This is a genomic window from Candidatus Cyrtobacter comes (assembly GCF_034470605.1).
GTDB lineage: Bacteria > Pseudomonadota > Alphaproteobacteria > Rickettsiales > Midichloriaceae > Cyrtobacter > Cyrtobacter comes.
The window spans coordinates 1-8,414 of the sequence record NZ_JARGYT010000052.1 but is presented as its reverse complement, the minus strand read 5'-3'; the positions used below and the strand labels follow the sequence as shown (position 1 = coordinate 8,414).

At 34.3% G+C, this 8,414-nt stretch carries 11 protein-coding genes; 7 read left to right on the top strand and 4 right to left on the bottom strand.

The window, feature by feature from the left end:
• Positions 1-11 precede the first annotated feature (11 nt).
• The 4 genes from Cyrtocomes_RS04130 to Cyrtocomes_RS04115 all read left to right on the top strand — a co-directional run bounded on the left by Cyrtocomes_RS04130 (position 12) and on the right by Cyrtocomes_RS04115 (position 1,464).
• Positions 12-170, top strand: coding sequence for a transposase (locus tag Cyrtocomes_RS04130; RefSeq protein WP_322497939.1), 159 nt, complete (start codon positions 12-14; stop codon positions 168-170).
• Between the two features lie 258 nt (positions 171-428).
• Positions 429-683 (top strand): hypothetical protein, encoded by a 255-nt coding sequence (locus tag Cyrtocomes_RS04125; RefSeq protein ID WP_322497937.1) that lies wholly within the window; start codon positions 429-431, stop codon positions 681-683.
• Between the two features lie 99 nt (positions 684-782).
• A complete protein-coding gene (locus Cyrtocomes_RS04120) occupies positions 783-1,085 on the top strand; it encodes a hypothetical protein (protein ID WP_322497936.1) in 303 nt (100 codons plus the stop codon).
• Positions 1,066-1,464, top strand: coding sequence for a hypothetical protein (locus Cyrtocomes_RS04115; RefSeq protein ID WP_322497935.1), 399 nt, complete (start codon positions 1,066-1,068; stop codon positions 1,462-1,464). Before Cyrtocomes_RS04120 ends, Cyrtocomes_RS04115 begins: the two co-directional genes overlap by 20 nt.
• A gap of 279 nt (positions 1,465-1,743) precedes the next feature.
• On the opposite strand, the gene Cyrtocomes_RS04110 is transcribed toward Cyrtocomes_RS04115, so the two are convergent.
• The 4 genes from Cyrtocomes_RS04110 to Cyrtocomes_RS04095 form a co-directional block, all read right to left on the bottom strand.
• On the bottom strand, positions 1,744-3,399 hold the full coding sequence (locus tag Cyrtocomes_RS04110; RefSeq protein WP_322497934.1) for a ribonuclease J: 1,656 nt from the start codon (positions 3,397-3,399) through the stop codon (positions 1,744-1,746).
• Positions 3,400-3,409: 10 nt separating this feature from the next.
• Complete coding sequence (locus tag Cyrtocomes_RS04105) at positions 3,410-4,450, bottom strand: rod shape-determining protein (protein WP_322497938.1); 1,041 nt, start codon at positions 4,448-4,450, stop codon at positions 3,410-3,412.
• Between the two features lie 129 nt (positions 4,451-4,579).
• The gene (locus tag Cyrtocomes_RS04100; protein WP_322497933.1) at positions 4,580-5,569 is read right to left on the bottom strand and encodes a polyprenyl synthetase family protein; all 990 of its coding nucleotides are present in this window, start codon (positions 5,567-5,569) and stop codon (positions 4,580-4,582) included.
• 477 nt (positions 5,570-6,046) lie between these two features.
• On the bottom strand, positions 6,047-6,412 hold the full coding sequence (locus Cyrtocomes_RS04095; protein WP_322497932.1) for a TrbC/VirB2 family protein: 366 nt from the start codon (positions 6,410-6,412) through the stop codon (positions 6,047-6,049).
• A gap of 276 nt (positions 6,413-6,688) precedes the next feature.
• On the opposite strand from Cyrtocomes_RS04095, the gene Cyrtocomes_RS04090 reads away from it, so the two are divergent.
• The 3 genes from Cyrtocomes_RS04090 (at position 6,689) to Cyrtocomes_RS04080 (ending at position 8,300) form a co-directional block, all read left to right on the top strand.
• On the top strand, positions 6,689-7,174 hold the full coding sequence (locus Cyrtocomes_RS04090) for a hypothetical protein (protein WP_322497931.1): 486 nt from the start codon (positions 6,689-6,691) through the stop codon (positions 7,172-7,174).
• A gap of 152 nt (positions 7,175-7,326) precedes the next feature.
• Entirely contained in the window at positions 7,327-7,626 is a 300-nt protein-coding gene (locus Cyrtocomes_RS04085; protein ID WP_322497930.1) for a hypothetical protein, read from the top strand.
• A gap of 116 nt (positions 7,627-7,742) precedes the next feature.
• A complete protein-coding gene (locus tag Cyrtocomes_RS04080; protein WP_322497929.1) occupies positions 7,743-8,300 on the top strand; it encodes a hypothetical protein in 558 nt (185 codons plus the stop codon).
• Positions 8,301-8,414 lie beyond the last annotated feature (114 nt).

Below are 8,414 nucleotides of genomic sequence, written 5' to 3'. Positions count from 1 at the left end.
AGGGCAAAGATATGCAAAAGCTCATAGCAAATGCGGGCCATACCTTGCTTTATCTACCTCCATATTCTCCAAACCTCAATCCTATAGAGAAAAAATGGGCTCAAGCTAAACAAATACGACGCGCAAATCAATGCTCTATTGACGAACTATTTAACACATATATGACATGACATTTTATGACGGATTAGATATACAAGTTCTTTTTCTTAGATTTTTCAGAGTTTCACCAAGATGTGCTAGATGGATTTATTAAATAGTCAAAAAAATTGAAGGAGAGCGAGAAGCAAGTAATTCTCAAGGGAATAAGTAGCAAATAATTAAGCTCTTTCTTTTATTTCTGATTTCTAGGATTTATAATATATGAAGTGTATAAAGGTTAGCAGGAGTGGTTTTGATATAGGGCTTGATGCGCTTGCTATAATCTTTTCATGTACAACTGCTGTGCTGCAGTTTTTGCACATGAAGGTAAGCTTCTTGTAGGTAAGAATCATGATGGAAATTTACAGAATACTCAAGCAGTAATAAGCGCTGTAATACAAGAGCTAAGAGGTATGAAAAGTAGGGAAGAAAAAGAGGCAGAAATACTTAAGATTTATTTATCGTTTAAATTAGATAAAAAGAATAATAGGAAACCTTTAGATACTACCAATTCACAACTTTTAGAATCTATATCTAGGCTATAGAGGATAGACTCAAACAAGATGATGGATTTATTGAAGAATCCATAAAGTTTTTCGAAGCAGAAATACTATATATAGAAAAAAAGAGCCATAAGTTTTGGTGTGGCAGAAACTTATGCAAGCCATCTAAAATTAGCCAATAATGCGCTTAATAGTTTAAGGGATTCAAATGTATCTATAGAGGAAAAAAAGCAAGCAGCGCAGGCTTATTTAGATTATGAAAAGAAAATTTGGAATCAATTAGTGGAGTTACGTTCTAAATATAATTTTTTAGAAGAAGTAAAAAAATTTATACACAACCTTGTTAATGAGGTGGAAAATAACAAGGCTTTAGCTTCTTATATACAGGAAGATCCTCTCTTATTACATCCTAAAAGTAATATGCATGCAGAGAATTTTAGATGAGGTAATATATAAAAGGGGTGATAAAGATCTAAGTGGGTATATGGGTATAAGTAAGCTATCATGTTTAAAATGTTATACCGTAGAATTTTTACCACCTACAGCCTATATAAATATAGCTGGCACGAAAACTTATCATACTCTATGGGTACAGCCCAACTTTATTGGAATTAAAGAAGATGATTTTATCATCGCTATTGAACAACAGAGAAATAAAATTATAGCCATAACAGATAGAGTTATAGTATATGATATGCCTCCTTTTGAGGATGCGGCAAAAGAAAAAGATGCAAGTAGTAATATGCAAGATAAACCAGTAGTATGGAGTTCGATGGTCAAAAGTGGTACGCCACTTAGTAAGGATTGGTGGCAGAAAAATTAATGAGCTATAATCGGCATATAGCTAAATCGCCATAAAAGAGTGATATAGCTAACTTTGAAAATACTTTAGTTATCATTGAGTTAAGTATAGCAAAATTACTGTTTATGTAATCATTTTATATCGCTTTAGCTATGCTAATTCAACTCAAATAACTATATCAAAGATGTGGAAGATCAAATGCTAGCCATGAAACAACGGCCTGCAGCAGAGCATCCACTAATTAACATATCAAAAAGCATGGCTATAAATGGTTACTGCAGGAATTACATATCAATACACTTACATCATCTTGGATGAGCAGATAATAAGTGGTTGTTTCCCCAATTCATTCTTTACTAATTTTTTTAAAGATGAGATTATAGAGCGCTCTACACTTTTTACCTTATTCTTCAAAGAGGAACCGGCTTCCAAAATTATTTGATTGACCCTGTTCTTAACCATCTTTAATACATCTTTATTGACTTCTTCATCAAAAAGGCCTGGGGCATCTATAGTGTAAACTGCACTTCCCTTGATTATAAAAAGAGAAACAAATATTACACCGGAGAACATCATCTTTTTTCTTTCTTTTATCACGGCACTGTTTTCACCCAGTATTGAGTTACCATCAATTAATGAATACCCGGACTGAACACGCCCTAATTTATATGGTTCCTCATTTAATAATACCACATCACCATTTTTTACTTTAAACGAATACTCGCATCCCAATTTTTCTGCAATATTGGCATGCTCTGCAATGTGAATAGCTTCTCCATGTACAGGTATTGCTATCTTAGGTTTTATCATACCATACATTTCTTTAACCTCTCTTTTAGAGGGGTGGCCGGATAGATGAACAAAATTATTTTTTTCAGTAATAACCTTAACCCCTTTATCACAAAATTTGTTAAAGAGTGCAAAGATCCTTTTTTCATTACCAGGTATAATCTTAGAAGAGAAGATGGCCGTATCACCAGAGGTGAGTGATATATTCTTAAATTCATCATTTGCCAATTTATTTGTTGCTGCTAATGGCTCACCCTGGCACCCCGTGCATACTATAAGCAGATTCTGCTTTTGAAAATCGCCGGCTTCTTCTATATCAAGAAACTTGGAACTTTCATCTAAAAACCCCACCTCTTTTGCTGCATTGTACATACGCCATAACGCCCTACCAATTAATACAACTTGTCTATTTGCTTTTTTAGCTGCCTCATATATTGAAATTAATCTTGCGATATTAGATGCAAAAGTTGTGACAGCAATCAATCCTTCATTTATAGATGATATTATATTTATTAACGAATCTCTAAGTAAACTTTCTGACCTTACCTCATCTTCTTCAAAAATATTTGTTGAATCACAGACCATGGCTAAAACTCCATCTTTTCCGATAGAAATCAGCCTATCATAATTGGATGCGCTTCCAAAAGCAGGCATTTCATCAAATTTCCAATCACCGGTATGGAATATGTTTCCAGCTCTTGTTTTTATCAATACGCCATTATTTTCAGGTACAGAATGCGTTATATGTACCATCTCAATTTCAAATTCTTCACCTATCATAAATGAAGAATTTTTCTCAACTTCGTTTATAGAGATTTCTTTATCCATACCATGTTCGCGAAGCTTGGCGCGCAATACGGCGGCTGTAAATTTTGTTGTATATACAGGAGCACAGAGCTCATCAAGGATATAAGGACACCCACCTATATGGTCTTCATGAGCATGAGTTAGAACCACGCCATCTATATTTTCTCTATATTCCCTTAAAAATGATATATCAGGGATAATGATATCAATTCCTGGAAAGCGTTCATCTGCAAAGCCTATACCTATATCCACTATAAGTATTCTTTCATTACATATATATACATTTAGGTTCATGCCTATTTCACCAGCCCCACCTAGAGGTATAAATAAAACGGCATTTTTATATTTTTTTAAATTCATAATTAATAAATTAATCCCTTTTTAAAACCACATGTCCAAGTGCAGAAAAATTCTCAAGAACCTTGCCAGCACCAATAGCAACGCAACTTAATGGGTCTTTGGATATATACGCATTAATTCCAGTTGCTTCCTGCAATACTTTATCTATTCCATGTATCAAAGCACCTCCGCCAGTAAGAACTATTCCCCTTTCCACTATATCAGATGATAGCTCAGGTGGCGCTGTTTCCAATAAATCTTTCACTGTATGAACGATCTGGCTTATAGCCTCACTTATACTTTCTGCTATGTTATTCGATGTCAAAACTATCTCTTTTGGCACTCCATTTACAAGATCCCTACCCCTTACTGTCAGACTCTTTGGCTCTTCAACAGGTGAAAATGCGGCACCAATCTCTTTTTTTATGTGCTCAGCTGTTGATTCCCCAATAAGTAGGTTATGGTACCTTCTTGTATAAGATATGATGGCTTCATCCATGATATCACCACCAACTCTAACTGATTTTGCTATAACAATCCCACCGAGCGATATTATCCCAACTTCTGTGGTGCCACCGCCTATATCAACAATCATAGAGCCGTATGGTTCCGTAATCGGTAGCCCCGCCCCAACAGCGGCCGCCATAGGTTCCTCAATAAGATAAACCTCTCTTGCTCCTGCGCTTTCAACAGAATCAAATATTGCCCTTTTCTCAACTGCCGTAGCTCCATATGGAACACAAACTATAATAGTAGGTCTTGCAAAAAAACTCCTTCTTTGATGAACAGATGATATAAAATGCTTTATCATTTCTTCTGCAGCCTTGAAATCTGCGATAACTCCATCTTTGAGTGGCCTGATTGCACTAATTTCTGATGGAGTTCTACCTAACATCATCTTTGCTTCATGACCAAACGCATAAGGAATCATGCTACCTTTATGATTTAATAATGCTATAACAGACGGTTCTTTCAGCACTATACCCTTGCCAGGAACATATACAAGCGTATTCGCTGTACCAAGGTCTATTGCCATGTTAGAAGAAAAGAAGCCAAATATAGATGAGAACATTAATCGGTCTACTAATAGAATCTGCAAGTTTCAAGAGTTGTAATCTAAAATCAGAGATCTTGCAAATAAGATAGTTAAAATACTTAGAATATGGTTTTAAATATTATTTTAAACTAGTTGCTATATAAATTAAGTTTCCCTTTTATAAAGGAGACGTACGAGGTCTACTAAAAAATCCCTGTAATCCGACTTACCAAATGTTGTTACAGCATCTATAGCAATATCTAGATATTTTTCAATATCCTTAGATATTTGCTTTTGAATCTCATATTTTATGAATAAATTGCGTAGCCACTCAAAAAATGAGCTATCGCTATTTTTTTCACCAATATTCTCAGTTATAAGCTTAGCCTCTCTTTTATCTGCGCAATGTATCAACCTAATTAAAGGAAGCGTAAGCTTCCCTTCGGAAAAATCAGCTCCTTGTTTTTTTCCAGTATCATAACCAAGATAATCTAGAAGATCATCTGTTACTTGATATATTATACCAAAGCATTCTCCATACAGTGCCAATGAATTAGATAACATACTACTATCTTTAAGTAGAGATGGGGCATGGCAGGCCGCAGAAAATAAAGAGGCTGTTTTGCCATTTATTACGTTAAAATATGCCTCCTCGTTTATAACACCTTTATTATTATATTCAATTTGATCAATCTCAGACTTAGATAGTTTCTCAGATGTATCAGAAAGTAGTTTAAGGATATTCAGATTACCGGTTTTTACCATTAGCTTAAATGCATTGCTAAATATATAATCTCCTAAGAGGATACTAATTTTATTACCCCATAGACTATTGACGGTCCTTATACCCCTTCGTTCTGAGGCGGAATCTATAACATCATCGTGTAAAAGAGTTGCAATATGTATTAATTCTACAGCTGCGGCAAGAAGAATTGATTCATGCACATAATGATCAAACAAAATTCTTGAGCATGCTATACTTAGCATTGGTCTTATCCCTTTTCCACAAGCCTTACTTATATGAACAGCTACTTCATTTAATAGCGAATCACCAGCATCAGGGACTATAGAATATAAAAGTTCTCTAGCCTCTAACAGATCAGATACTACTTCACCTGGAGGGTTAAGTACCAATTTCTCAAAACTACCCAACAACAGAAAACTCTTCAAATAACTCAGTGGGTAATAGTAGCATACTATACAGGATTGCAAAACAAATTAGTTTATAAAAACAGCAGATACGCGAAAGAGCTAAAGGCTTACAAAGTTATGTTAAGTACAAAAAGAGGCAAACATTTCTTAGGGAATATCTTAAGCTTTGCCACTTAAGCTATATAATTTTATAAATCCCATAATTAATATTGAAAAAATATGCCATTGTTTATATTAAAAGCCTCTAAGCTACTTTCTTATATTGAAAGTCTTTTTTATAGCTAATTTTCAAAATGCTTGAATGTATATGTTTCTTTAATGAGTATGTTACATAATCTTTTTAGCAAAAATTCATATACTTTAGCAAATCTGCGATATAGCGCGATTACAGCTCTATCATATTGATATCTATTCAAAAACACTAACTGATAATTAATAATCAACAAGCACATTTAAAATTAGATAAGCAGCATAATTAGCTTATGCTGTTATAGTATCACATAAATTAAATGTCGCTTTACCACCATCAATAAAGTATCCTATTATAGTATCTGAAGAGAAGGCTGAGGCGGTACCGGCTGAGCATGTTAAAAATGTGGTAATGGTAACCTTACCTACAAAAGCCAAAAATGCGATAAATATTATGATAATACTTATTATGATTCTTACTGGGCCAGAAGTAAGATACTTTTTAGCATAGCATAGAGTTTTACTTACACCATCATTCTTTAGATCCATATCTGCTGCAAAAGCTGGGTGTGATATGAAGAACATTATTACAATAGTCGAAATGAAAAATGTCATCAATTGTATGTAATCATCAACTGAGATTCGATTCGAAGGCATATCTGAAAATAAAAAACACAAGCAAGTCATAGATTAGCATGTGTAAAATTGTTTTTTCAACCAAAAGTTGTTTGTGACTAAGAGTTGTCTTTAGCCAAAATTTTGAAATAGTTAAGGATATATGAAAATTTTGACCAACTAACTAGCTTATATACCTAGATAATTTAGATTGCATAATAATATTTTATTATGTAGATACGTATCCGCTAATTAATTTAAGTTTAATGAGCAATATTTCTATCATATAAAGTTTTGAGCTATGTCTCTTATGCCACTATGAGTGAATATTTAGATAATAAATCCTTCTTTAAGTACCTTTTATGGTCAATCATCGCTCTTCTTTTTATTTTAAACGTCGGCCCTGAATTATACGATGCTGTGAAGCCGCAACCTTTTAGGTTTGAGGCATTTAAGACAGAAAAGGAAATTTTGGAGTTTTTGAAGGGGCGTTATATAGGGAAAAATATAAATGAGGTGATGCCTGAACTTGAGAAAGTTGGGGTCTTGGATATGCACAGGTCAAGCGAACCTACTGGTCATGGACGCAGCGACTTATCTGCCTACGAGAGAAGTATACCAAACTACAAGGACTATGAGGATATATATGAGGGCAGCTGCTATATGTATTATATGCACAACTGGTTTCGTGGAAATCCTCTTACTTCATACACTATTGAATTATTTTTTGATGCACAAGATAGAATTTTTGCAGTTGCTGTTTTGGAAAATGCAAAGAATTTTTATTGTAGATATTTTGTATGATTATGGAATTTCTATAAGTTTGTTTAGGTAAATTTTTATGAATAATACAACAGAAAAACAATTTGATGTCTATATTTATACAAGAGGCTTGGCACCTTTTAAACAAAACCCTAATATTCCTCAGCATGCTTTTATACTTATTAAAGATCGGGATGAGGGAGAGCCAATTTGCATGTGGGCCTGCTGCTAAAAATAAAGATGGCTCTGAGGCTAATTTTAAGGAACTTACTCAAGACATAGAGGTTACAATAGAGCCTTATAAAAAAGGTCATGTTGATTATGTTAATGAAAATTATGAAAAAATTTTTCCACATGCTTATGCAGGAAAGATGTCAGAATCTCAGTTATCTGAGCGCATGAAAGATGTGAGAAGTTTTAAATCATGGATGGATATAGTTAAATATGACTATAAAGTAGCATTTCCAGGCGCATCACTGCTTGGCGCAAAATAGTAACACCATAGCCAAACATATTATAGAAAAAGAGCTGGGATTCAATTTTATAATCCCTACACATCAAATCACCGTTGATAAAATGAAGCTCAATGGGGACCCGATGAGTATGAATAGTGAATATATTAAAACAGAAAATTACCTTCGGTTTCCCTGTAAATCTGCCAGGCCTTGATGAGGAATTTAGGCACACTTGGATAGATAAGTTAATGAAAGGTGATGTAAGTTTACCTTGGATGCAAGAAAATAATAAGCATGGTCAATTTGATGAAGTTTTCCAAGACTTAAAAAATAAGAAGCCATTTCATTCAGACAATCACTTCAAGCAATACACGGCATTTAAAAGCTGTGATCAAGAAGATTTTGGGTTTAGCTATTCATCCTATGTACATCGTTTTGAGTATGACGTAGCTACTTGTCTTAAATCTGATTCCTGCGCGAAATCTATAAGTGATATTGCGCGTGACACCGCAATGTCACTGGGTGCTAATATGTTAGATCAGCTCAAGATAAAGGGAGAATTAGAACGTCATGCAAAATTAATGTACATACCGCAAATAGATCTGGGCAAGCAGGATGGGGGATTCTCACATACACTAAGGGGGGAGTTAAGATATATGTATACAATACAAAAAGGTGATGGGATCTTAGCCGGAAATATGGTGTTTCTGTAGGCACTGTTAACAAAGGTTGTATTTAATAGATGCTAAAGCTATAAAGGCAAGGAAAGAGAGATCGGATTTCTCAAATCGTAATGCTAAGCGTCGATTTTCTTTGAGTTTAGCGAA